Genomic DNA, 23307 nt, shown 5'->3' with positions numbered 1-23307 from the left:
CTCGCCTGGATCCGCGAGGAGAAGTCCGGCGCGCTTTCGGGGGCGGATCGGGAATGGCTTGCAAGTCTGCTCCCTCACGCCAATCGCGCCGTCGCGATCTTCTCACGCTTCCGGCAGAGCCAACGGGTACCCGAGCTGCTTGCGGAGATGTTCGACCGCCTGTCGTTCGGCGCGCTGGCCATTGGCCACGACATGCGCGTGCTGTTTTCCAATGAGCTTGCGAATAACCTGATCGGACGCAGTAATGTGCTTTCAATCCGGAACGGTCGCCTGATACTGCGCGATACGGTCCAGGCGAAAATGGTTGCCGAACTGGCGGCGCAGCCTCGTCGAGCGCAATCCCTGCCGATCGAGGAACGGGTGCTGAGAATTGGCCGCGATGGGCCGACAATCGGCGCGCTCCTAGTGCCGATCGGACCACGTGACGTTTTCGACACGGCGATGCCTGCAAGCCTGATGATCTATCTTCACGATCTGCGCGCGCGCCCGCGAGCGTCTGTAGCCCTGGTGGGCACTCTGTTCGGCCTCGCGCCCGCCGAAGCGCGGCTGGCAATTCTGCTCGGCGAGGGACTGACGCTGCGGGAGGCCGCGAGCCGCATGGGCATCACCGAGAACAGTGTTCGGACCTATTGCAAGAGCATCTTTCAAAAGACCGGAGTTGGCAGGCAGGCAGACATAGTGCGGCAGATCCACCAAAGCATCGCGATCTTCGCCGAAGACGCTGCACTTGAGCATTGACGGGAGTTGGCGATGAAAACAGTAACTGTAACTGGGGCGACCGGGTTCGTCGGTATCCATTGCATCGTCCGCTTGCTGGCCGAAGGATACAATGTCCGCGCCACGATGCGTTCACTTGCGCGATCGGCGGACGTGGAAGCACTGATCGCGCGCTCCGGAATCGCTCACCGGGGGGCCCTGCAGCTGTTCGAGGCCGACCTCAACGCCGACGCTGGTTGGGACAAGGCGGTCGAAGGTTGCGAATACGTGCTGCACGTTGCTTCCCCATTCCCGGCGAGCAAGCCGGACGACCCCGATGAATTGATCCACCCAGCCCGCGAAGGTACCTTGCGTGTAGTCAACGCGGCCATCGCTGCAGGCGCAAAGCGGGTCGTGCTTACCTCCTCGGTTGCCGCGGTCAGCTATGGGCATAAGGTGGAAGGTCGTCTCTATGATGAACGGGACTGGACCGACCTCACCGGGTCCGACGTCGACGCCTACACCCAGTCAAAAACACTCGCGGAACAAGCGGCATGGGACAGGATGGCGGAAGTGCGCGGCGGAACCGAATTATCTGTGATCGCACCGGTTGGCATTTTCGGACCTGTGCTCGGAGAGCCGCTCTCCACGTCTACCACTCTGATCCGGCATATGATGATGGGCCACATTCCCGCCGTGCCGCGAATATATTTCGGGGTTGTAGATGTTCGCGACGTCGCAGAGCTGCATGTAAAGGCGATGCTGGCAACCGAGGCCGCCGGACAGCGCCTCATCGCGACAGCGGGGACGGATCGTTCGATGCTGGAACTCGCCGCAATCGTGGGGGAGGCATTCCCGGCCTATCGCGACAGGTTACCTCAGGTCGAGATCGCCGATCGAGACGCGCCCGAGGCGATTGCGGCGCAAATCGGTATTCGGCGGGATTGCACGTCGGAAAAGGCTTCGCGACTGCTCGGCTGGCACCCACGCAGCACGGAACAGGCAATCATCAGCACGGCGGAGAGCATCCTTGCCCTAGGATTGGTTCAATAGAGGGCCAGGGCAGCTTTGCACCGTAAGCAGGACTGGTTGGAAGTCTTAGGGCGGCGGACATTTGTCGGCGGGGTGACTTAGACCGGTCAAAACGTAGGGAGTGAACGATGCATATCGAAGGCGATTTCTATCAAATCGGCATAGTCGTGAAGGATATCGACGCAGGCATGGCGCTTTATCGCAATATGCTGGGCCTCGGCCCGTTCTGGCGCCTCGATACGCATTATGAAGGGCGTTACCGCGACTGGACAGGGACATTCGCAAACCGAAATGCATTCACCAAGTGGGGCGACGTCTATCTGGAAATGGTGGAACCTGGGCTCGGCGAGGGCAATGCCAAGGAGTGGCTGACGACGCGCGGCGAAGGCATCTTCCATCTCGGCTATGCGGTCGACGACATGCGGCGGCGACCTGAGGGCGTAGAGTGCGTTTTCGAATCCTGGAGCTCGCGGCTGGCCAACGGCGATGCCGCCGTGGTCCATCTGGATACCGTCGACGAGCTCGGCTATTTTGTCGAATTGTCCGACCGCGCCATGGTGCGAAATCTGAACGCTAGGATCGACGATTTCATGGCGTCGGCGCAGTCCACGGCGGTGGAATGAGCGCAAGGTTCCTAGGCAAGGTCGCCATCGTGACTGGCGCGGCATCGGGCATCGGCAAGGCCGTCATGCGCAGGCTGGCCAGCGCGAGGAAGGCCGCGTCGTTGCGGTCGATCTTGATGGCGGCAAGGTTGCCTTAATTTTGTCGTCGATCCGCATCTGAACGCGCCTGCCCAGCCAGGCCGTCTCGGAGGAGTCGGGAAACCGCTTCAGGATTTTCCGATCGACCCATCTCAGCCATCCACAGCATGCTCAAGCTCAGGCCAATCAAGCCCTTCCGCGCAGTTTGATGCGGCCGTCACCGAAAGGCGCGTCGCGGTTGGTCAGTGCCGTCTTCAAGTCGTGGTTCTTCATGTCGGCCTTGAACTGGGTGCGCCGGGGGCCTGCCGCAAGGTGTGCACGCGCATCGGATTCTGCAGAAACCCGCTGCAGGGTCTTGGCGCCCATGAGTTCGAGGCCCATGTTGACGACCCGCTTGAAACTGGAGAGAAGCTCCGCGTCGACCGCGGCAATTCGTCTGGCCTGATCCCTGACATACTCATCGAGTTCTTCAGCAGGTACGGAATCGAGAACCAATCCGATTTTAGACGCATCTTTCCCTGACAACGTATCGCCGGTGAACAGCATGCGCTTCGTCCATTGCGGGCCGATGTGGTAGAGCCACATCTGGTTAGGCGGGCAGCCATTGGCCCGCGTTGCCGGAAATCCGATGCGAGCTTCGTCGGAAGCGAATACCAGATCGCAATGGAATGCGATATCCGTGCCGCCTGCGAGACAATTGCCGTGAACCTTGGCAATGACCGGCTTGTGCAGATCGAACATGATGGTCGTAAGCTTCTGCTGGCTCTCGACATTCCACGCATCGTCATCGAAGGTTGCGATCTTCGTGCGATAGCTGAAGTCCTCGCCTTTGGTCCTGCCGTCGGAAAGGCGGCCGGCATAGGTGCCCGCGAGATCGTAGCCTGAGCAGAAATCCTTGCCCGCACCTTGAAGCAGGATGACGTTGACGTCGCTTCGGTCGTCCGCCTCGATCATCGCATCATGCATTTCCTTGAGCAGTTCCGGGCTCAGGGCATTGCGTTTTTTCTGGACGATTGAGCGTGATCGTAGCGATGCCCTCGGACACTTCGAAGAGAACCAGCTCTGGGTTAGCCAACCATTTTCCGTTGTATTCCATTCAGACTCTCCTCAGTTGGCTACCATCTCGCGCACGGCGGCGGCGATACCGTCCGCGCTCAGCCCGTAATGGCGGTAAAGGTGCGACGGCGGCGCAACCAACACGTAATCGTCGGGAAGCGCATGACGCCGGAATCGTGTCGCAATTCCGCCTTCGGCCAGGATCTCGGCGACCGCGCCGCCGAGTCCGCCGTTGGGGTTATGCTCTTCAACGGTCAGTATCCCGCCGGTCTCAGCGGCTGCGGCGAGGACAGCGTCGCGATCGATCGGTTTGATCCATGCGGCGTCAAGGACGCGCAAGGCTATGCCGTCTTGGACCAGCGCATCGGCTGCATCGATGGCAATCTTGGTCCCAATGCCAGTGGCTATCACCGTGAGGTCGGCGCCTTCGCGGATCTTGACGAAACGCCCGGATTCGAATGTCGGGATCGTGCCGTAAACGGGCTTTTCGGCTCCGCGACCAATGCGGATATAGACCGGCCCCGGGATGTCCGCGGTAGCCCGCAGAAGGCCCCGCGTGGCGTTGCCGTCCGCGGCGCTGACGACGGTCATGTTAGCCATGGCTCGCATGATCGCAAGGTCCTCGACCGCGTGATGAGAGGTACCGTAAAAACCCATCGAGACGCCGGCATGATGCGCCAGGATGCGCACCGGCAGCTTGGTATAGGCCATATCGGTCCGCAACTGCTCCGCGCAAAGCAGCGACGCGAAGGCGGCGAATGTCGACACGTAGGGGGTAAAACCTGAGGCAGCGAGGCCCGCTGCAACCGACATCATGTTCTGTTCAGCGATACCGGTATTGATAAATCGCTCGGGAAAGCGGTCGCGAAAAACCGATGTGCCGTTCGACGAGGCGAGATCAGCGGTCAGCACGACAATATCTTCGCGCTCGGCGGCCATCGCGCAGAGCTCATCCCCCATCGTAAGTCCCGGAAGCTTGGCGAGCGACGTCTCAATGTTCCAGCTTGCGGGATCCAAAGGTTCGATCATTTGGCAATCCTCGAGCCGATTTCCGCGATCGCGACATCCTTGTCCTTCGGGCCGAGGTAGCCAAGATGCCAGTGCGGCGAAACTTCCATGAACCGCACGCCTTTGCCCTTCTTGGTGCGAGCGATGATTACATGGGGACCCGTTGCCTCTTGCGCGGCATCGAATGCCTCGACGACGCTGCCGACATCATGCCCGTCGATCTCAGTTGCGGTCCAGCCGAACGCTTCGAACTTCGACGCGATTGGCTCGATTCCCATCACATCCTCGATATCGCCATCGAGCCCCATGCCATTGGCATCGACGATCGCGATGATATTCGATAGTCGATAGTGGCCGGCCGCCATGGCGGCTTCCCACACCTGGCCCTCGTTTAGTTCACCGTCGCCCAACATCACCCAGGTCAGGTAGTCCCGCTTCTGCATCCGCGCAGCCAAGGCCATGCCGACACCGACCGACAGATTGTGGCCGATCGAGCCTGAGCTGAAGTCGCAGCCCGGCACCTTGTTCATGTCAGGGTGGTCGCCAAGAGGGCTGCCCAGCCGCGTGTAGCTGTCCAGCCAATCCTCCGGGAAAAAGCCCAGATCGGCAAGGATCGGATACTGGCCAATGGCGGCATGCCCCTTGCCCAGAAGGAAGCGATCTCGATCTGCCCATCGGGGGTTCGCGGGATCGAGACGAAGAGTGCGATAATAGAGAACGGAAAACATTTCTGCGCAAGAATAGACGCTTGAATAGTGCCCACTCTTGGCGATTTCGATCAGGCGTATCGTCTCGAGCCGAATCCAGTCGGCACGCTCGCTGAGCCGAACTGGATCGACGCTGCGGTTACGCGAAAGAATTGTGTTCCTCGTCATCATCCCCATCCCACACAGCGTTTCCATCGTTTTCCGATCCGACGCAAGCCGTTTTGATTTTTAGATCAAAAAAATGCTTGCATGCAAGGTCGGGTTGCCTGAGATCTGCCGCCACCCGCGTTGGAGGATCTATGACGAAATCGACGAAGCTGAACGACGGAACGATTTTTCCGCTGATCGGGCTTGGCGTCATGACCATCCCGGACGCAGATCTGCCTGCGGTGATCCGCAGCGCTGCGGGTCTCGGGTATCGTTCGTTCGACACTGCTCCTGTTTACGGCAACGAAAAAGGAACCGGTCGCGGGATACGCGAATGCGGCGTGCCTCGCGAGGATATTTCCGTAACAACCAAGCTCTGGAACAACCGGCAAGGCTATGACGAGGCACTTCGTGCCTTCGATGAAAGTTTAGCCACACTCGGCCTAGACTATGTTGACGTCTATCTTATTCATTGGCCCGTCCCGGCGAATGATCGCTACGCAGACAGTTGGCGCGCCTTGGTGCGAATCAAGGAAGAGGGGCGGGTGAAGTCTATCGGCGTCTCGAATTTCCTGCCCGAGCATCTGGAAAGAATTATCGGCGAAACCGGCGTGGCGCCAGCCTTGAACCAGATCGAACTCCATCCGGAATGGCAGCAGACAGAACTCCGCGCCTATCATGCAAAACACGGGATCGTGGCCGAAGCCTGGAGTCCGCTCGGCCGGGGCAAGGCCCTGCACACGCCCGAGATAGTTGCCATAGCATCGCGCGCTGGATGCACCCCTGCACAGCTCATTCTTGCCTACCTGGCAGGGGAAGGGATCGTCGTGATCCCCAGATCGTCGTCCGCGGGTCATATTAAAGAGAATATCGACGCGATCGGCATCACGCTGGACCAATCATCGACAAGCGCGATAAGAGCGCTCGACAGCGCCTACGGACGTTTCGGGCCCGATCCCCTCAAATTTGAGACCATTCCAGGATGATCCTGGACTACGCGGCGTGATATACGGCCTCTATATTTAGGGTTATGCGATAATGTGGAGGGGATTAATTATTTCGTGGGCTTTGCCTCGGACCGCACGAATATTAAAATCCCAATTGACAGAATCGCACTTTGGTTCGCGCACCTGCCGCTTTTCAGCCGATCGAACGGCCCCATTGTTGCGCTAGGAGATTAGCATGACTGACGATGTAGGCAGTGCCTTGCCCTTCGAGGTGTCGGTGTCGCAGAACGTGCTCGATAAGATCTCTGTCAGGCTTGCGCTGTCGGAAATTGGCTATGCGCCCGATACCGCCGATGCCTGGCACTACGGAACGTCTGCCGCCTATCTCGCGGAGTTCCTCGAATACTGGCGCGAATCCTACGATTGGCGCGCGACCGAACGTGAACTCAATCGCTTTCCCCAGTTCAAGGCGCGGGTTGAGGATATCGACGTGCATTTCTATCACGTCCGTGGCTCCGGTCCGGAAGGGCGCGTCATCCTGCTCACCCATGGTTGGCCCGGCTCCGTGATGGAATTCTTGGGGGTTATCGAGCGGCTTGCTCACCCCGAGCGGTTCGGCGGCGAGGCGTGCGAAGGTTTCGACCTCGTGATTCCATCACTGCCGGGATATGGTTTTTCTAGCCGGCCCCGTGCACCGATCGGGCCACGTCGGACCGCTCAGCTGTGGCGCCGCCTGATGATCGATGTGTTGGGCTATTCGCGTTTCTATGCGCAAGGCGGAGACTGGGGCGCGGCCATTACGCATTGGCTGGGAAGTGATCATCCCGACGTAACCGTCGCCATCCATCTCAATCTTTTGCTGGGCACTCCGCCCGACGATTCCCCGGAGATGTGCGAGTGGCGCGAGCGTCTGAACGAAGTGCGTGCCCTTGAATCAGGCTACGCACATGAACAGGCGACCCGCCCTCAGACCATCGGCTTGGCGCTCCACGATTCGCCACTGGGCTTTGCTGCGTGGGTTCTGGAAAAGTTTCAGCGATGGGGAGATACGCGAGGCGACATCGAAAGCAGGTTCAGCAAGGATCTGCTGATCGGCAATATCATGATCTACCTTGTCAACGAGGCCGTCATATCCTCGCTGTGGATGTACACCGGCGCCGACACGGAAATGCCCCGCTATACCAGCCGAGTCGAGGTTCCTGTAGGCGTCGCGCTCTTTCCCGGCGAGTTCCTGCCAATTCCGCCGCGCGCCGCTGTCGAGCGGGCCCTCAATCTTCAAAGGTGGAGTCCGATGCCCTCAGGCGGGCATTTCGCCGCCATGGAAGAGCCCGCGTTGTTCGCCGACGAAGTGAGGAGCTTCTTCAAGGCAATCGCGTCGTAGCGACCAAGATCAGCCTTAACACGACAGTTTTGAACCAAAAATAAAAAACGTTCGACAACCTCGGTCGATCGACTTAAGCAGATTCGATACCAGGGCCAGAGAGGATCGACATGGCAACCGAGATGGCGGCCCGGCGCAATGCGCCAGAGCCGGCAGATGTGACCGAATTGTCGCGGCGGGCGCTGAATATCCGGCGTCACATCGTGACCGAAGCGCGTGGCAAGGGGCAGGGCTATGTTGCCCAGGGACTGGGCGTCGCGGACTTGCTGGCGGTGCTCTATTTTCGCGAACTGAGACTTGATCCGGATAATGCCGATTGGACCGCGCGCGACCGGTTCGTCTTGAGTACCGGCCATTATTCGATCGCCATGTACGCCGTTCTCGCGGAATATGGTTATATTCCGGTAGATGAGCTGAACACCTATGGCATGGCCGGTAGCCGTCTGCCGATGAGCACGTTCGACGATGTCCCCGGGATCGAGATGGTGGGCGGGTCGCTCGGACACGGCCTGGGGCAAGGTGTCGGCATGGCATTGGCGGCAAAGCTGGACGGGCGTGACCTTCGCGTGATCGTCGAAATCTCGGATGGCGAACTCCAGGAGGGATCGACCTGGGAGGCTGCGATGTCGGCAGCTACCTTCAACCTGGACCAGCTGGTGGTGGCGATCGACTGCAACGGAATCCAGGCGGATGGCCCGGTGACCACGCGCATCGAGCCCGTCGCCGACAAGTGGCGCGCCTTCGGCTTCGATACTGTGGAAGTCGATGGAAACGATATTTCCAAATTGTGCGCTGCTTTCGATGCACTGCGTGAGTTCAACGGCCTCCCAAAGGCAATCGTTATGCGGACAGTGCCGGGCAAAGGCATTCCCACGCTGGAGGCACGCGAACGCGCGCATTTCGTGCGCACCGAGGCCGGGGAGTGGGATAAATTGTCAGCAGAACTGGAGCGCAGTTGGTGAGCCGTCCGGCATTCACTCCCGGCATGGGCGAGATTGCGGCGCAGGCCGGGCCGTATGAGGCCGCGCCTTTCGGCCACGCGCTCGCAGACCTAGCGGACGAGCGGCCCGAAATCGTCGGACTGACGGCGGATATGGCCAAGTATACCGACCTGCTGCCCTTCGCGGACCGTCATCCCGATCGGTACATCAACGTCGGAATGGCTGAACAGAACCTGGTTGCCGTCGCCGCGGGGATGGCCCGCATGGACAAGATTCCCTACATCACGACTTATGGCGTGTTTCTGACGCGCCGCGCGCTGGACTTTATCGCCATCGCCTGCGCCCACAGCAATCTGCCCGTGAAGATCTTTTCCAACATGCCCGGACTGGTGAACGGATTGGGCGGCACGCACCAGTCTACCGAAGATCTGGCGATCATGCGATCGGTTCCCGACCTGACGATCATCGATCCGTGCGATGCGGTCGAACTGCGCCAGGTTGTCCGCGCCGTCGCCGACATTCCCGGCACGGTCTATGTCCGCAATATCCGCGGTAATGTGCCCGTGCTTCTGGATCCGGACACCCATCGTTTTGAATTGGGGACGGCTCGCCACCTTCGTGAGGGCGCCGACGTCGGGATCGTCAGTACCGGAACGATGAGCGGACGTGCGCTCGATGTGGCGGAGGAAGCGGCTGCGAAAGGGGTCGATGCCGCTATCCTCCATGTCGCTACGATCAAGCCGTTCGACGCGAAGGCCGTGGCGGATTTCTGCGCCAGTTTCCCTCGGATCGTGGTGATGGAAAACCACATTCGCTCGGGCGGGCTGGGTACCCTGGTGATCGAGGCGCTTTATGGCCGCGGGGCCGTGAAGCCGCTCGCGCATGTCGCGCTCGAAGACCGGTTTCACGAATGCGGCCCGCAGGATTACCTGGAAACAAAATACGGCTTCGATCGGCAGCGGCTGCTCGAAGCAATCGTAGAGGGCAGATAACTTGGCTACCCCTTTCGACTTTTCCGGCAGGACGGTTCTTGTAACGGGCGGAGGCAGTGGTCTCGGCCTGGCCACCGCGCGCCGGTTTGCCGAGGGCGGCGCGACGGTCGTTATCAATGACCTGCGCGAGGAAGCCGCGAGGCAGGCCGCGGCCGATCTGGGGCCGCATCACCTTGGCGTCGGCGGGGATGTCTCCAAAGAAGAGGAGGTCAACGCATTCGTCGCGGAAGCCGTGGCGTTCAAAGGTCGACTTGACGTTCTGGTCAATAACGCCGGGGTCCCCGACAGTTTCACTGCCACTGTCGATCAGGAACTCTCCCACTGGCGGCGGCTGATCGACATACATCTGACCGGAACCTACCTGGTCTCCAAAACCGTAGCACCGCACATGATCGCCGCCGGCAGGGGCGGTGCAGTCGTCAATCTCAACTCGATTGCCGGCGTTCTGGGTTTGCCGGTGCGAACTGCCTACAGCGCTGCCAAGGCGGGCATCGGTATGCTCACACGCGTGCTGGGCTGCGAATGGGGTGTCCACGCAATCCGCGTGAACGCTGTTGCGCCGGGATACATGCTGACACCCTTGCTCCAGGGCCTGCTCGACCAAGGCAAAGTCGATGGCGGCCGGATCCGGCGGCGCACGCCCATGGGCAAGTTCGGCACCGCCGATCACATCGCCGACGCCATCACCTTCCTTGCGTCCGACCAGGCTGCATTCATCACCGGCGTGACGCTCCCGGTCGATGGCGGTTACATGGCTTTCGGCGCCCCAAGCGATGCCTGCGCGATAGAGGACGACGGGGCGTGACAAGCTCGCTTCGCCAGTTCGCTGCGCCACCGCTCTATGTCCAGGGGCCGGACGCACTTGATCGCCTGCCGGAAATCGTCGGCGCGCTGGGCAGCACACCCCCTCATCGTGAACGATGGTGGAGTCGAAGCCGTGCTCGGCAAGCGCCTTGCCGCGCTGATGCCGGCTGCGCCGCGCCTGGCGCTCGAAGGCGAGATCACGCCTTCGTCCATCCGGTCGATGAATGAGCGCGCGAAGATCTGCGACGTTGTTATTGGGGTTGGCGGAGGAAAGGCCCTCGATGCGGGCAAGTCCTTGGCCCGCGACCGCGGCGCCGCCTTCGTCAGCGTACCGACCATAGCTTCCAACGACGCGCCGACGAGCCGGGCGATCGCCCTTTATGCCGATGAAGACCATCGCTTCATGGTGGAGAGCCTCGGCCGCAATCCGGACGCCGTCGTTGCCGATACGCGGGTGCTTGCATCTGCGCCGGCGCAATTTCTTCGGTGCGGTATCGGCGATGCACTAGCCAAGGCTGGCGAGGCAAGAGGGTGCGCGGTGTCGGCCGAAGGGCTGACGCCGCTTGGTACGCGGCCGACACTTTCTGGCCTCGCGCTCGCCGAAGCTGCCTATGAGACACTGCGCCGGCACGCGGCGGCAGCGCTAGCGATTGCCGGGAGCGGCAAGCCCGACACCGCTTTCGAGGCGGTCGTTGAGGCGGTGATCCTGATGAGCGGGCTGGGCTTTGAAAATGGCGGCCTGGGCCTGGCGCACGCCATGACCCGCGGCCTCATCCTTGCTCCGCGGACGGGGGCTCACGCCCATGGCGAGCAGGTGGCTTATGGCATGATCGTTCAGTCGGCCCTCCACGCGGAAGATGTGGCACTGGCCGCGGAAATGGCATTCGTGCGCGGACTTGGCCTTCCGGCATCGCTCGGCGACTTTGGCGGCGGGGCGGTGAGCATGGACGAAATGCTTTTTCTGGCTGAGAGTGCCATGACAGCCGTACCCCACGTTCGAAATTGGTCGTCGCCGCTCGATGCGGCGCGAATCCGGCAAGCGATCGGGCGAGTGGAGGCCAGGGCCTGACCATGCGCGCCGCAATATTCTTGGAACCGGGCGAACCGCTCCAGATCGCCGAAGTCCCCGATCCTAGCCCGGGCGAAGGCGAGATCGTGCTGCGCGTGAACCGATGCGGGATCTGCGGCAGCGATGTGCACATGACTGCGAAAGATGGCTACGGCTTCCCGAGAGGATCGGTGCTCGGGCACGAATTTTGCGGTGAAGTGGTCGCGCTGGGCAAAGCCGTTGAATCCGTTCGCCTTGGAGACAGGGTGACGGCGTTGCCGTTCTTCGGATGCGGAACATGCGATTCCTGCCGCGGGGGAGAACCGGGCTGGTGCAGCGTCACCGGCCGTGCGGCAGGCTTCGGCTCGGCGCCGGGCGGCTACGCCCAGTTTGTAGCAGTCGCAGCGCGGTCCTCGGTGATCTTGCCCGGTGGGATCAGCGACGATCTCGGTGCATTGGTCGAGCCGATGGCTGTCGCGCTGCACGGTACCCGCCGCGCGGTGATCAATAGCGAGACCAGGGTTGCGGTGCTCGGTGCTGGACCGATCGGGCTGGGCGCAGCCTTTTGGGCGCGCAGGCTTGGCGCAGGACGGATCGCCGTGATCGCCCGGTCGCAGCGCAATTCAGGGCTCGCCATGGAAGTCGGAGCCGACGCGTTCCTGACCAACACCGACGAGGTTGCCGACGCCCTGGGCGGCGCACCTCATGTGGTGTTCGAATGTGTCGGGATACCGGGCATGCTGGACAAGGCTATCAAGATTGCGGGGCCGCGTTCGCAGGTCGTCGTGCTCGGCTTCTGCACTCATCCCGACGCGATCGACGGTGCCGCCTGCATCCTGAAAGAGGTGACCATCGCCTATTCGAAGACGTACGGGCTTGACGATTACGTGACAGTTGTCCGCGCGCTCGAAGCGGGCGCCGAAGGTCCGGCCGCGATGATCTCGCGCGTCGAGCCGCTCGCGCAACTGCCGGGACTGATGGAAGCGATGCGCCGTGGGTTGCCCGATTGCAAGATTCAGATCGATCCTTGGGCCTGACCAATCATGTTTTTCGCCGTCACTGCGACGAGGGCGTTCCAGCAGTATTTGTTGCACTTGAATTCAAATTAAAAAAAGTGGTCTCAGGCTGCCAGAAAGCGGCGGTTTGAATTGGAAATGTAAAAGGGGTGGAACCTGATGAATCTGCGATTGCGCCAGGTCGTTCTGGTTGCTCAACACAAGGCTGAAACGGTTGAGGCGATGAAGACCGTGCTCGGTGCCACGCCCGTTCATGGCAGCGGCGATCTGTCGCCCTATGGTTTGCCCGCGATGGGGCCGATGTCCGAAGGTGGCCGCAAGGTGCTTGCCGACCTCGGGGTCGAAAACCTGATCTTCGCCATGGGCGCTGATTTCATCGAGGTGATGTTCCCGACCAGGCCAGACGGTTCCACGATATCGTTCATGGCGCGGCGCGGCGGTGACACCGGCTACATGCTGGTCCTGCAAACCGACGATGTCGAGCGTTACGAGGTCTTGGCCGGCCAACACGGCGTACGGATCGCGCACAAGGCGGAATTTCCCAAGTACCTCGACATTCACCTCCATCCTCGTGATTGCGGCGGCGCACTTCTGTCGATGGCGCGGGAGCTTCCGGAGAACGTGCCGGACGGTCCGTGGTATCCCGCCGGTACCGCATGGAAGACATCCTCGGGCTCGAGCGCAGTGTCGGCCGTCGTCGGCGCTGAAATGCTCAGCCCCGATCCGCAGGCTTTGGCGGAGCGGTGGGGCCGCTTGCTCGACCTGCCCGTAGCGCAGGCGGACGGCAAATGGATCATTCGTCTCGATGACGGCGTGCTGCGCTTTGGAGCGGCAGCCGAAGGTCAGAAGGAAGGGTTTTACGGCATCGATCTTCGGGTCTCCGATCGTGCTCGTATCGACGACGGTGCGCGCAAGGCGGGCATAGCGGTTGATGGAGACACTCTCACTTTGTGCGGCATGAGCGTGCGGCTCGTCGATTGAACCTGCGCGCTAATTTCAAGGACAATTGATCCGTGGACCTACAGATACCCGATGAGCTTGAAGTTTTCCGGCAGGAAGTCCGGGCCTATTTCAAGCGCGCGCTGCCTGCCGACATTGCCCGTCGCCAGAGGGAGGGGGTGGCATCCCACCGAACGCGATAATCGCGAATGGATGCGGATCCTTGCTGAAAATGGCTGGTCGCTGCCCGAATGGCCGGTGGAATACGGCGGCGCCGGCTGGTCACCGCTGAAGGCCTATATCTTCGAGGACGAATGCGCGGCCGCCGATGCCCCCCACGTCCAATGGCGTGCGGGCTACAGCCTGGTTGGACCGGTCATCTGCAACTTCGGCACCGATGCCCAGAAAGCGCGCTACCTGCCCACCATCCGCGATGGACGCGAGCTGTGGTGCCAGGGCTTTTCGGAGCCTGACGCCGGCTCCGATCTCGCATCGCTCAAGACGAGCGCGGTGCTGGACGGCGACGAATACGTCATCAACGGCCAGAAAATCTGGACCTCTGAGGCGCAATATGCCGATCTCATGTTCGCACTGGTGCGAACGGATCCCGCAGTAAAAGCTCAGCGGGGCCTATCCTGCATCATCATCGACATGAAGACTCCGGGGCTAACGGTGCGTCCCATCGAGACGATCGACAATGCCGTTCACGTCAACGAGGTTTTTTTCGAGAATGTTCGTGTGCCTGCCGCCAATCTGGTTGGTGAGGCTAACATGGGCTGGACCTATGCCAAGTTCCTGTTGGGCAACGAGCGCCACTCCAATGCGCTGGTTCAACGCATCAAGCGCGAGATCCGCAAGCTGCGCGAGTTGGCACAAAATGGTGAATTCGGGGAAAGGTTCATCGAAAAGCCGACCTTCAAACGGAAACTTTCCGAGCTGGAGATCGACGTGGCCGCGCTCGAATGGGCGGTTCTGCGCTCTGCGACTGCGCACGGCCAGATGGCTGGCCGTGATATGGCCTTCGCATCTGGACTGAAGGTCGAAGCCTCATATCTCCAGCAGCGGGTGGCAGACATGCAACTCGAGATCATCGGACCTTGGGTCGCGCCAGATTTCCCCGAGCCCGATGAAGGGCCATGGATCGAAGCTCGTTTTGGCGACGCACCGGAAGACGTACCCGGCGCAATGACCAAAGCCTTATTCCGCCGCGCCGCGCCGATCTATGGCGGTGCCAATGAAATCCAGCGCGGCATTATCTGGCGCGCTGTCTTCCAGAAGTAGTAACTTATGGACTTCTCACTCAATGAAAATCAGGCGTTCCTCAAGGATGGGGCGGAGCGATTCTTCAGGGAACGCTATGACTTCGACAGCCGGCGCAAGCGTTTGGCCGCGCAGTCGGGCACCGATCGCGCGATGTGGAGCCAGTTTGCCGAGATGGGCTGGCTTGGCATCATGGTGCCGGAAGAACAGGGTGGGCTTGGTTGGACGACCATCGACGCGGCTGTAATTCTGGGCGAATGCGGCAAGGTGCTCGTTTCAGAGCCTTTTCTCGAGGGGGCATCGTGGCCGTCAGCATGCTGACGGGCTCGCAATCGCCCAAGGCCATCGCCGCACTGGAAGCGATCGTCGACGGGTCGGTCTTGGTCGTGCCGGCGCTGTTGGAGGGCGGATCGCGTTACGCGTTCGAAAAGCCGAATACGCAAGCCACCATCGACGGCGACGGCTATCGGCTCAGCGGTAAGAAGATACTGGTGACGGGCGGCGACGCGGCCGATGAATTCATCGTGACTGCGAGCCTCGACGGGCGACCGGCATTGTTCCTCGTTTCTGCCGGCGACGATAATTTGATCCGCACGACATATCGCCAGCTTGATGGAAGCTGGGCAGCGGACATCGCGCTCGACGGGGTTCGTGTCGAAGGCGATGCTCTGGTCGGCGGAATCGAAGCCTTGACGCGCGGACTTGATTCAGGCGCAATCGGCGTAGCCGCTCTCGAAGTCGGCGTTCTCGACCGAGTGCTGGAAGTAACCTCGGATTACATACATATTCGCAAGCAGTTCGGGCAGCCGCTCGCATCGTTTCAGGCGTTGCAGCACATCATGTCCGATCTGTTCATCAATACCGAAATGGCGCGTTCGTCGGTACATAGCGGGTTAGCCGGAACTCTTCGCTCGGCGGAAGAACGACAAAAGGCAATATCCGCTGCGCGTGTGCGCTGTGATCGCGCGGCGCTGACCGTGGGGAACATGGGGATTTATCTGCATGGCGGTATGGGCATGACGATGGAATACCCCGTCGGACACCACTATCGCCGGCTAGTTCAACTGACCCGGGCGTTTGGCGATACAGAGTATCACATCAGCCGCTACGAAGGTCTGGCATTCGCGGACAACTGAATATGGCGCACTGGGATATCTCGGACCTCCCCTATCGTAAGGAAGTCCTGTTTGGAGACCGGGTGGTCAACTGCCGTGCCGACCGGCCGGGCAGTGTCTTCGAGATGTTTCAGCAGGCCGTGGCGCGTGCTCCCGACCGCGAAGCGTTGGTCGCCGGCGATGTGCGACTGAACTATTCGCAGCTCGACCACATCGTCGCAGAAGTGGCCGCGGGACTGAGTGCGCGCGGCGTGGAGCATGGCGACAGAGTGGCGTTGCTAATCGGCAACCGGGCCGAATTCGTCATCCTGCTTTACGCCTTGTCGCGGGCCGGCGCGATTTCGGTGCCGATCAGTTATCGCGAAGCCCGGCCCGGGATTGCCTATGCCGTCAATCATAGCGGCGCCAGGCTGCTGATCTACGATCCAATGCTGGCGGACAGGGTGCCCACCCCGAGCGATCTTGAAAACGGCAGCACAATATTGCCGTTGGACGATCCTTCGACCGGCGAGATGCTGCGGTCGCTGCGCGGTCACGACATCGTGCCAGCCGCGGTGAAGGGCGAGCAAGAGATCAACATGATCCTCTACACTTCGGGAACTACCGGTAAGCCGAAAGGCGCGATGTTGGCCGAGGTCAATATCGTCCATGCCGTCATGATCTATGAGACGGCGATGAAGCTGCAGGACGCAGAACGCGCCATCGTCGCGGTTCCGATGTCGCACGTGACCGGTATCACTTGCCTGATCGGGACGATGCTGCGCTGTGCGGGCACGTTGATCGTGATGGAGGAGTTCAAGGCGCCGGCGTTCCTCGAGCTTGCCAGCCGTGAAAAAATGACTGCGACGGTGCTCGTGCCGGCCATGTACGCCCTGTGTCTCGCCCGGGCCAACTTCGAGGCCTACGAATTGTCGAATTGGCGCGTCGGCTGTTATGGCGGCGCACCGATGCCCGCTCCCGTCATCGAGCAACTGAAGGAAACGCTTCCTCAGCTGCAGCTGTTGAATCTTTACGGATCGACCGAGACCGGCGCGGCCCAAGGCATCATGCCGCCGCAATATGCTTATGAGCGCAGGATGGACGTAGGGTTGCCTGCGCCTGGCGGCGAGGTGCTCGTCATGGATGAGCAAGGGCGGGAGTGTCCGCGAGGCCAGGCCGGGGAGTTGTGGCTCCGTAACGCTTCCGTGGTGCGGGGGTACTGGAACAATCCCGAGGCCACGCGAGAACACATCGTCGCCGGTTTCTGGCGATCGGGCGACCTTGGCAGCATGGATGAGGAGGGATTCATCCGCGTGCTCGATCGCATCAAGGATATGATCAACCGAGGCGGCTACAAGATCTATACGGCCGAAGTGGAAAGTGCGCTGATGGAGCATCCCGGCGTACTGGAAAGCGCGGTCGTCGCCAAACCCTGTCCGATTCTTGGCGAGCGTGTCCATGCCTTCGTGTCTCTGCGCGGCGAGATGGTCAGCGAAGCGGATCTGAAGGCGCATTGCACGGCGCGGCTTGCCGACTACAAGCGACCCGAAACCTATACCATTCTTGCAGATCCGCTGCCACGTAACGCTAACGGCAAATTGCTGAAACGCGAGATGCGAGACAAGCTTCTGCAGGAGATCGCCGAAGCCTGAACGTGCCGGCTCGGCGAGGCGGACCTTTTGCAGGAAGCGCCCGGTCACGTTTTACGGACCAGTTCGGATGATCTAATACTTGGGCCATCTACCCGCGTTTGTGTGCCGGGTTCTCAGGCAACGAGGCGAGGGGCGCTCGGAATTGCACGCGTTCCCCGGATCAGCCGACCAGGCAACTCCCCCCGTCGGCTGATCGTTGGCCTGGGTCAGCACTCCGCCGACGATGGTTGCGCGGTAACCTTCCGAGCGCTGGAACAATCGCTTGCCACCCGCAGGCAGGTCGCGAACGACTTCGGGGCGGTGGATTGCGATTCTGTCCAGGTCTATGACGTTTAGGTCGGCCTTGTAGCCCGCTGCCAGAACCCCTCGATCGCCTAAGCCGACAGAGGTCGCAGGGCGGCTTGTCATTGCCATGATAAGCTGCGGCAGGCTGTGCTGGAGTGGGCCATGCAAGCGCTGCGCGAGCATGTAGGTGGTGTAGCCGGCGTCGCAGATCATCCCGTAGTGCGCGCCGCCATCGCCCAGACTCATCACCGCATTATCGCTCTCAACCAGGGCGTGCATGGTCTCTATGTAGTCCCGCGGGTCCTTCGAGAACAAAGCAAGGACGCAGTGGCCTCCATCTTCGAGCAGCGCATCGTAAATCAGTTCGTCGAGCGGCCTGCTGGTGCTCTCGGCCTTCGCGTTCAGGCTGTCGCCGAGCGTGGCGTGGTAATCGATCGGATTTTCGAGTTTGAACAGGTAGTTGCGCATGTTTACGATTTGCACGAAGGCGGGGTTAGAATCCTCCTCCTCCTCGGCCAGCAGACGTTGCCGGAATTCCGGGTTGCTCAGGATCGCGACTTTTTCGTCCAGCGGCAAGTCGGCGATGGCGCGGTAGCTGGGGCGCAAAGAGAAAGGGTGGTAGCTCAGGTCGAGTCCGAACAGGACCCCTGTTGGTCGAGGTGCGAAATGGGCGCGCAGGGTCAGGCCCTCCTTACCGGCGGCCTCTACTTCGGGCATATATTCGATGTTGGACGTGATGAGGCTGAAATTGACCGGACGTCCTGACGTGCGGGCGACGTGCTTGAGGGTTCCCATTTCGACTTCCACGGGACTGTCCAGACGGGGAATGCACTGAAATACGCCCGATCCTGCGTCTTTAAGCCCGAGCGCGAGCGTTTCCAGTTCCTTGTCATCGGTCCCGATCGACGGCGCGAATTCGCCGCTGCGAAAGCGATGGAACAGGTGTCGCGAGGTCGACACGCCGAGCGCTCCGGCTCGGATGGCTTCCGTGGTCAGGCGCCTCATTTCGCGAAGATCCTCGTCCGTTGCCGGCTCCAGGTCCACGCCTCGCTGACCCATGACAAAGACCCGAAGCGGGCTGTGCGGAAGCTGCGTGGCGAAATCGACGTCGGATCTGCGCTGCTCCAATGCATCGAGATAATCGGGGAAGCTCGTCCAGTTCCACGGCACACCCTCGGCCATCACAACTTCGGGAATATCCTCGACGCCCTCCATCAGTTTGATCACCAGTTCATGGTCCGTCGCGCGGGCCGGAGCGAAGCCCACTCCGCAATTCCCCATCACGACTGTCGTCACGCCATGATTGGAGGAGGGGACCATGCGGGTGTCCCATGTGATCTGGCCGTCATAATGCGTGTGAACATCGATAAACCCGGGGGTTACGACACAGCCCGTTGCGTCGATTTCCTTGCCGCCACGGCCCTTGAATGATCCGACATCGACGATCACACCATCTTTCACGGCTACGTCTGCCTGAACCGGCGCGTTTCCAAGCCCGTCAACCACCGTGCCCTTGCGGATGACAAGATCATATTCAGACATGCTGTCTCTCCAATGGCATCGCGGGTCTTGCTTGTCGCACGTAGGCCAAGCAAGACCGATAATACGGACCTTTACGCGATCATATTACCCATTTGAGGACTACGGCAGTTACGCAGTTGCTACGCCTGCATCCGCACCTATGTCGGCGCAAATTCACGGGTTTTTTTTACGCGGGCCATCGTTGGGGAATAAATCTCGCCGCCTGACGTTCTAGCGGCGTGCGTTGGGATCCGGGTTCCATTCGGGCTGGCGCTTTTCCATGAACGCGCGCGGACCTTCATCGAAATCGGGATGGTTCCACTGCTGCTTGACGAACTGCCACCCGAGCTCCTGGGCCTGTTTGTAGCCGAGCTCCATCGACGCCCAGAGTGCTTGTTTTGAGAGTGTGACGGCCTGCGGGCTGTTCCGTGCGATCGAGGCAGCCAACTTGCGGCCAGTAGCCACTGCCTCCGCCAGCGTCGGCTCAAGGATATCGACGAGCCCGAGTTGATGCGCGCGCTCGGCCGACATCCTGTAATCGCGACCGACCAGCGTCAGGAGCAGTGCGCTTCCCAAGGTCATCCGGCGCGCAAGTCCGATGTTCTCCAGCGCGCCGACTTGACCCAGGTTGACATGGGTATCCATGAATGCTGCCGTTTGCGGCGCGACTACGATGTCTGAATCCACAACAAAGTGCAGTCCGCCCCCGTTGCACAGGCCGTTGACGATGCAGATGACAGGCTTCCAGACGTCATTATGATGGGGACTGAGCCTGACCACCTCATTAAGCGGGCCATTAGCCAGGCCTAATCCCTCATCGCCGCCTTTTAGACCGCCGGCTGAAGCGCCCGTGCAGAAGTGGCGTTCGCCCGCACCCGTTACGATTGCCACCCGGATATCCGGATTGCGTTTCACCTCCGCCCAGATCGCCTGCATGCCCAAGGTCAGGTCTCGTGTGATCGCATTGCCCTCGCTTGGGCGGTTCAAAGTTATGGTGGCGATACCGTCAGATACATCGAGCAAGACCGCTTCCGTTGCGTAGCTAACACTCATTCCATTCTCCTGTGCACACCCGGGGCATGCGGCCTCGCGCCAACAGCGGCTGTCCTGTTTGAAAGGAACACATTACTTTTTTTGAATTCGGATTGAAAAGCGTCATGGTGAGCTTCGACTCGGGTCGAGCCTGCTGGCGCCTTACGGCAGGTGCGTGAAGGCAGGTGCCTGAGGGCGCGGGCGAGAGGGAACTGCGATGATGATCGACAAGCCGGACCACGTTCCCGCGGAGCTGGTCGTGGACTTCGACTACAACGGGCCCATTCCGGAGGGCGAGGATAACTATACGGTCCTGCGAAAGTTGCAGGATCACGGCCATGACATCCTGTGGACTGGTCGCAACGGCGGCCACTGGATCGTGACAAGGGCCGAAGACATCAAATGGGTGCAAGAAAACTTCCAGATATTCAGCCACGAAGTCTTCCAGATTCCGCGTGGCATGGAGCGGGTCAAGATGCCGCCGCTGACCGTCGATCCGCCACTCCACGCGCGGTATCGCGCCGTCATGAATCCATTCTTCACGCCATCGCGAGTGGCTGCGATGACCGAACAGGCGCGCGGTATCGCGATCGAGCTCATCCAAACGATCAAGGCGAAAGGCCGTTGCGATTTCGTCGCGGACTTCTCCCGGATCCTGCCCGTGGTCATGTTCCTTGGCATCGTCGATCTTCCGGTCGAGCGGCGGCTGGAATTCATCGCCTGGGGCGAAGGTTACCTTCGTGCCACGACCATCGAGGACAAGGATCGGGCAATCGGGCCCGCTTTGCGGTACATCCAGGCCAAGATCGACGAGCGGCATGCCAAGCCCGGCGGCGACCTGCTCAGCGCAATTGCGGGCTGGCGCGACAATCCGCGCTTTGGCGGCGAGCAAGAAGTCATCGGCATGGCCCTGCTCGTGTTCTTCGGCGGGCTCGATACGGTCGCGTCAGTGCTGACTTTCACGGCGCGCCATCTCGCACAGCATCCCGAGCACAGGCGCCGGATCATCGAGGATCCGGCGGTTATACCCAAGGCTGCCGAAGAGTACCTGCGGCGTCACGGGCTTTCCAATACAGGCCGCCTCATCCTCCAGGACGTCGAGCGCAAGGGAGCGCTGATGAAGGCGGACGAAATGGTGCTCGTCCCGATCGGATGCTCCAGCATCGACGAACGTCTCTACAAGGACGCCTTTGCCGTCGACTTCGACCGACCGGAAAATTTCATCAACAATGCTCCGGTGCACAACACTTTCGGGAACGGGCCGCATAAATGCGTGGGGGCGTCATTGGCTCGGGCAGAGATCCGGGTGTTCCTCGAAGAGTGGCTCAAGCTGATTCCCGATTTTCACGTCGATCCCGACGGCACGGTTCCAATCCACATGGGGTCCGTGCCGGGTATCGACCGGCTGGATTTGATATTGGAATGATGGACCAGGAGCCGTGAACAGCTGGGATTTCGTCATAATTGGAGCAGGCAGTGCCGGCGCAGTCCTTGCCGCGCGGCTGACGGAAGATCCGCACTGCAGGGTCCTCCTGTTGGAAGCGGGAGGATCGGATCGGTCTCTCTTTGTCCGGATGCCTGCCGGTTCATTCGCCCTGATGGGCCACAAGAGCCGCGACTGGAGCTACCCGGTGGAACCCGATCCCTCTCTTGGAGGGCGCTCGGCCACTTGGTCGGGCGGGCGGATGCTCGGTGGCTCCAGCTCGATGAACGGGATGATATACGTTCGCGGGCAGCGGGAGGATTATGCCCGTTGGGTAGCCGCGGGCGCCGCTGGCTGGACGTGGGAAGCCATGCTGGCGGCTTTTCGAAAATCGGAGGATTTTCAGGGGACGCCGTCGCAGTTTCACGGGAGTCACGGGCCGATGCCCGTCGGACGGGCCAACGCGCGCCATTCGCTGACGGATGCCGTCATCCAGACCTTCGCTAACCTGGGCTCGCCGCACCTAGACGACTATACGCAGGGCTATCAGGAAGGCGTCTATGAGATATTCACAACTGCAGCGGGTGGCCTGCGCAGGAGCACGGCCCGAACCTACCTGGCTGCGGCCGCCAAGCGGAAAAATCTTGAAGTTCGGACCGGCACGCTCGTCGACAAGATTTTGTTCACGGGCCGTCTGGCGGTGGGTGTGCGAATTCTCGAAAATGGAACCCCGAGAGATTTCCACGCCAATGAAGTCATCGTCAGCGCGGGCGCCATCGGATCGCCCGCGATCCTGATGCGATCGGGAATCGGTCCGGCCGAGCATCTGCGATCGCTCGGGATCGAGGTGTTATCGGACCGGCCAGTCGGCCAAAATCTGCAGGAGCATTGCGGCGTAAGCATCAGCAAATATGTCGATGTGCCGACCTACAACAGCCCTTTCAACGCCTGGACCTTAGCCCGCGATCTGACCCGCTGGGCCCTGACTCTCAAAGGCCCGATGGCAGCGGCAGCGGTTCAGGTTATGGCAGGTACCCGGTCTTCCTGCGACATGAGTGAGCCAGACCTCACATTCAGCTTCCTTCCTCTGGCGATCGAGTTTGCCGGGGGCAAAGCCGTCATGGCAAAACGGGCTGGTATCACGATCGGCGGCAGCAGCATGAGGCCTGACAGTCGTGGCATAATCCGCTTGCGCAGCTCGGATCCGGTCGACAAGCCGGTAATCAATCATCGGCACTTGGGCGACCCTCGCGACGTCGCGCGCCTTCGCAAGGCCGCGCTATTTATCGAGCGGCTATTCGCGGCTCAACCGCTCGCAGGTCACATCACGGGGAACATCTCGCCAGACCCGGCGCCAAAGGACGCGGCGAGCTGGGATCGGTATATCCGCGACCATGCAAGTCACGGCTATCATCCCGTGGGCACTTGCCGGATGGGCGGCGAGGACGCCGTAGTCGACCCCGAGCTCAAGGTGCGCGGTGTCGAACGACTGCGGGTGGTGGATGCCTCAGTCATGCCCACGATCGTTTCCGGCAATACCAACGCCGCGACCATCGCTATCGCGGAACGCGCGGCGAATATCATCCGACGCTTAAACTGAGCCTTGGAAGTACCAAACTCTGGTC

23 protein-coding genes are annotated in these 23307 nt (G+C 60.9%); 17 read left to right on the top strand and 6 right to left on the bottom strand.

Going from position 1 to position 23307, the window contains the following annotated elements:
* The first annotated feature begins 147 nt into the window (after positions 1 to 147).
* From KRR38_RS14800 to KRR38_RS14790, 3 genes are all read left to right on the top strand, one after another.
* Positions 148 to 738, top strand: coding sequence for a helix-turn-helix transcriptional regulator (locus tag KRR38_RS14800; protein ID WP_217402751.1), 591 nt, complete (start codon positions 148 to 150; stop codon positions 736 to 738).
* Between the two features lie 12 nt (positions 739 to 750).
* On the top strand, positions 751 to 1749 hold the full coding sequence (locus KRR38_RS14795) for an aldehyde reductase (protein ID WP_217402747.1): 999 nt from the start codon (positions 751 to 753) through the stop codon (positions 1747 to 1749).
* Positions 1750 to 1856: 107 nt separating this feature from the next.
* Positions 1857 to 2351, top strand: coding sequence for a VOC family protein (locus tag KRR38_RS14790; protein WP_217402744.1), 495 nt, complete (start codon positions 1857 to 1859; stop codon positions 2349 to 2351).
* A gap of 264 nt (positions 2352 to 2615) precedes the next feature.
* Here KRR38_RS14790 and KRR38_RS14785 read toward each other — a convergent pair whose 3' ends face one another.
* From KRR38_RS14785 to KRR38_RS14775, 4 genes are read right to left on the bottom strand one after another with little or no spacing between them, the layout of a single operon-like run.
* A complete protein-coding gene (locus KRR38_RS14785) occupies positions 2616 to 3383 on the bottom strand; it encodes a crotonase/enoyl-CoA hydratase family protein (RefSeq protein ID WP_254514812.1) in 768 nt (255 codons plus the stop codon).
* 4 nt (positions 3384 to 3387) lie between these two features.
* Entirely contained in the window at positions 3388 to 3525 is a 138-nt protein-coding gene (locus KRR38_RS36150; RefSeq protein ID WP_254514811.1) for a hypothetical protein, read from the bottom strand.
* 11 nt (positions 3526 to 3536) lie between these two features.
* On the bottom strand, positions 3537 to 4502 hold the full coding sequence (locus KRR38_RS14780) for a transketolase family protein (RefSeq protein ID WP_217402742.1): 966 nt from the start codon (positions 4500 to 4502) through the stop codon (positions 3537 to 3539).
* 8 nt (positions 4503 to 4510) lie between these two features.
* Positions 4511 to 5368 (bottom strand): transketolase, encoded by an 858-nt coding sequence (locus KRR38_RS14775; RefSeq protein ID WP_217402740.1) that lies wholly within the window; start codon positions 5366 to 5368, stop codon positions 4511 to 4513.
* Positions 5369 to 5499: 131 nt separating this feature from the next.
* On the opposite strand from KRR38_RS14775, the gene KRR38_RS14770 reads away from it, so the two are divergent.
* The 12 genes from KRR38_RS14770 (at position 5500) to KRR38_RS14715 (ending at position 17421) form a co-directional block, all read left to right on the top strand.
* Positions 5500 to 6333, top strand: coding sequence for an aldo/keto reductase (locus KRR38_RS14770; protein WP_217402738.1), 834 nt, complete (start codon positions 5500 to 5502; stop codon positions 6331 to 6333).
* Positions 6334 to 6529: 196 nt separating this feature from the next.
* On the top strand, positions 6530 to 7675 hold the full coding sequence (locus tag KRR38_RS14765) for an epoxide hydrolase family protein (protein ID WP_217402736.1): 1146 nt from the start codon (positions 6530 to 6532) through the stop codon (positions 7673 to 7675).
* Positions 7676 to 7785: 110 nt separating this feature from the next.
* Positions 7786 to 8637, top strand: a complete 852-nt coding sequence (locus tag KRR38_RS14760; protein ID WP_254514810.1) for a transketolase — start codon at positions 7786 to 7788, stop codon at positions 8635 to 8637.
* Positions 8634 to 9608, top strand: a complete 975-nt coding sequence (locus tag KRR38_RS14755; protein WP_217402734.1) for a transketolase family protein — start codon at positions 8634 to 8636, stop codon at positions 9606 to 9608. The genes KRR38_RS14760 and KRR38_RS14755 overlap by 4 nt, the downstream gene beginning before the upstream one ends.
* A gap of 1 nt (position 9609) precedes the next feature.
* Positions 9610 to 10413 (top strand): SDR family NAD(P)-dependent oxidoreductase, encoded by an 804-nt coding sequence (locus tag KRR38_RS14750; RefSeq protein ID WP_217402732.1) that lies wholly within the window; start codon positions 9610 to 9612, stop codon positions 10411 to 10413.
* Between the two features lie 57 nt (positions 10414 to 10470).
* Entirely contained in the window at positions 10471 to 11481 is a 1011-nt protein-coding gene (locus KRR38_RS14745) for an iron-containing alcohol dehydrogenase (RefSeq protein WP_217402730.1), read from the top strand.
* A 2-nt stretch (positions 11482 to 11483) separates the two neighbouring features.
* A complete protein-coding gene (locus KRR38_RS14740; protein ID WP_217402728.1) occupies positions 11484 to 12497 on the top strand; it encodes an alcohol dehydrogenase catalytic domain-containing protein in 1014 nt (337 codons plus the stop codon).
* A 138-nt stretch (positions 12498 to 12635) separates the two neighbouring features.
* Entirely contained in the window at positions 12636 to 13457 is an 822-nt protein-coding gene (locus tag KRR38_RS14735; protein WP_217402726.1) for a hypothetical protein, read from the top strand.
* A gap of 51 nt (positions 13458 to 13508) precedes the next feature.
* Entirely contained in the window at positions 13509 to 14696 is a 1188-nt protein-coding gene (locus tag KRR38_RS14730) for an acyl-CoA dehydrogenase family protein (RefSeq protein ID WP_217402724.1), read from the top strand.
* Between the two features lie 6 nt (positions 14697 to 14702).
* A complete protein-coding gene (locus KRR38_RS14725; RefSeq protein ID WP_217402717.1) occupies positions 14703 to 14996 on the top strand; it encodes an acyl-CoA dehydrogenase family protein in 294 nt (97 codons plus the stop codon).
* Positions 14978 to 15811, top strand: a complete 834-nt coding sequence (locus tag KRR38_RS14720) for an acyl-CoA dehydrogenase (protein WP_217402715.1) — start codon at positions 14978 to 14980, stop codon at positions 15809 to 15811. Before KRR38_RS14725 ends, KRR38_RS14720 begins: the two co-directional genes overlap by 19 nt.
* Before the next feature lie 2 nt (positions 15812 to 15813).
* The gene (locus KRR38_RS14715) at positions 15814 to 17421 is read left to right on the top strand and encodes a class I adenylate-forming enzyme family protein (RefSeq protein WP_217402714.1); all 1608 of its coding nucleotides are present in this window, start codon (positions 15814 to 15816) and stop codon (positions 17419 to 17421) included.
* Between the two features lie 72 nt (positions 17422 to 17493).
* Here KRR38_RS14715 and KRR38_RS14710 read toward each other — a convergent pair whose 3' ends face one another.
* Complete coding sequence (locus KRR38_RS14710) at positions 17494 to 19248, bottom strand: amidohydrolase family protein (protein WP_254514809.1); 1755 nt, start codon at positions 19246 to 19248, stop codon at positions 17494 to 17496.
* A gap of 210 nt (positions 19249 to 19458) precedes the next feature.
* The gene (locus KRR38_RS14705) at positions 19459 to 20280 is read right to left on the bottom strand and encodes an enoyl-CoA hydratase/isomerase family protein (RefSeq protein WP_217402713.1); all 822 of its coding nucleotides are present in this window, start codon (positions 20278 to 20280) and stop codon (positions 19459 to 19461) included.
* A 199-nt stretch (positions 20281 to 20479) separates the two neighbouring features.
* Here KRR38_RS14705 and KRR38_RS14700 point away from each other — a divergent pair, with 199 nt between their 5' ends.
* Together KRR38_RS14700 and KRR38_RS37370 are read left to right on the top strand one after the other, a co-directional pair.
* Positions 20480 to 21685, top strand: coding sequence for a cytochrome P450 (locus KRR38_RS14700; protein WP_254514808.1), 1206 nt, complete (start codon positions 20480 to 20482; stop codon positions 21683 to 21685).
* 13 nt (positions 21686 to 21698) lie between these two features.
* Positions 21699 to 23282 carry a GMC family oxidoreductase gene (locus tag KRR38_RS37370; protein ID WP_217402711.1) on the top strand — a complete coding sequence of 528 codons (1584 nt, stop codon included), beginning with the start codon at positions 21699 to 21701 and terminating at the stop codon, positions 23280 to 23282.
* Positions 23283 to 23307 lie beyond the last annotated feature (25 nt).

The organism is Novosphingobium sp. G106, assembly GCF_019075875.1.
Classification (GTDB): domain Bacteria; phylum Pseudomonadota; class Alphaproteobacteria; order Sphingomonadales; family Sphingomonadaceae; genus Novosphingobium.
The sequence above is the reverse complement of the archived record's forward strand: the minus strand, read 5'-3'. Positions and strand labels throughout refer to the sequence as shown.

Coding starts and splice junctions, on each gene's coding strand:
- KRR38_RS14800 (WP_217402751.1), top strand. CDS start 148: ATGTTCGACCGCCTGTCGTTCGGCGCGCTGGCCATTGGCCACGACATG.
- KRR38_RS14795 (WP_217402747.1), top strand. CDS start 751: ATGAAAACAGTAACTGTAACTGGGGCGACCGGGTTCGTCGGTATCCAT.
- KRR38_RS14790 (WP_217402744.1), top strand. CDS start 1,857: ATGCATATCGAAGGCGATTTCTATCAAATCGGCATAGTCGTGAAGGAT.
- KRR38_RS14785 (WP_254514812.1), bottom strand. CDS start 3,383: ATGATCGAGGCGGACGACCGAAGCGACGTCAACGTCATCCTGCTTCAA.
- KRR38_RS36150 (WP_254514811.1), bottom strand. CDS start 3,525: ATGGAATACAACGGAAAATGGTTGGCTAACCCAGAGCTGGTTCTCTTC.
- KRR38_RS14775 (WP_217402740.1), bottom strand. CDS start 5,368: ATGACGAGGAACACAATTCTTTCGCGTAACCGCAGCGTCGATCCAGTT.
- KRR38_RS14770 (WP_217402738.1), top strand. CDS start 5,500: ATGACGAAATCGACGAAGCTGAACGACGGAACGATTTTTCCGCTGATC.
- KRR38_RS14765 (WP_217402736.1), top strand. CDS start 6,530: ATGACTGACGATGTAGGCAGTGCCTTGCCCTTCGAGGTGTCGGTGTCG.
- KRR38_RS14760 (WP_254514810.1), top strand. CDS start 7,786: ATGGCAACCGAGATGGCGGCCCGGCGCAATGCGCCAGAGCCGGCAGAT.
- KRR38_RS14740 (WP_217402728.1), top strand. CDS start 11,484: ATGCGCGCCGCAATATTCTTGGAACCGGGCGAACCGCTCCAGATCGCC.
- KRR38_RS14735 (WP_217402726.1), top strand. CDS start 12,636: ATGAATCTGCGATTGCGCCAGGTCGTTCTGGTTGCTCAACACAAGGCT.
- KRR38_RS14730 (WP_217402724.1), top strand. CDS start 13,509: ATGAGCTTGAAGTTTTCCGGCAGGAAGTCCGGGCCTATTTCAAGCGCG.
- KRR38_RS14725 (WP_217402717.1), top strand. CDS start 14,703: ATGGACTTCTCACTCAATGAAAATCAGGCGTTCCTCAAGGATGGGGCG.
- KRR38_RS14715 (WP_217402714.1), top strand. CDS start 15,814: ATGGCGCACTGGGATATCTCGGACCTCCCCTATCGTAAGGAAGTCCTG.
- KRR38_RS14710 (WP_254514809.1), bottom strand. CDS start 19,248: ATGTCTGAATATGATCTTGTCATCCGCAAGGGCACGGTGGTTGACGGG.
- KRR38_RS14705 (WP_217402713.1), bottom strand. CDS start 20,280: ATGAGTGTTAGCTACGCAACGGAAGCGGTCTTGCTCGATGTATCTGAC.
- KRR38_RS14700 (WP_254514808.1), top strand. CDS start 20,480: ATGATCGACAAGCCGGACCACGTTCCCGCGGAGCTGGTCGTGGACTTC.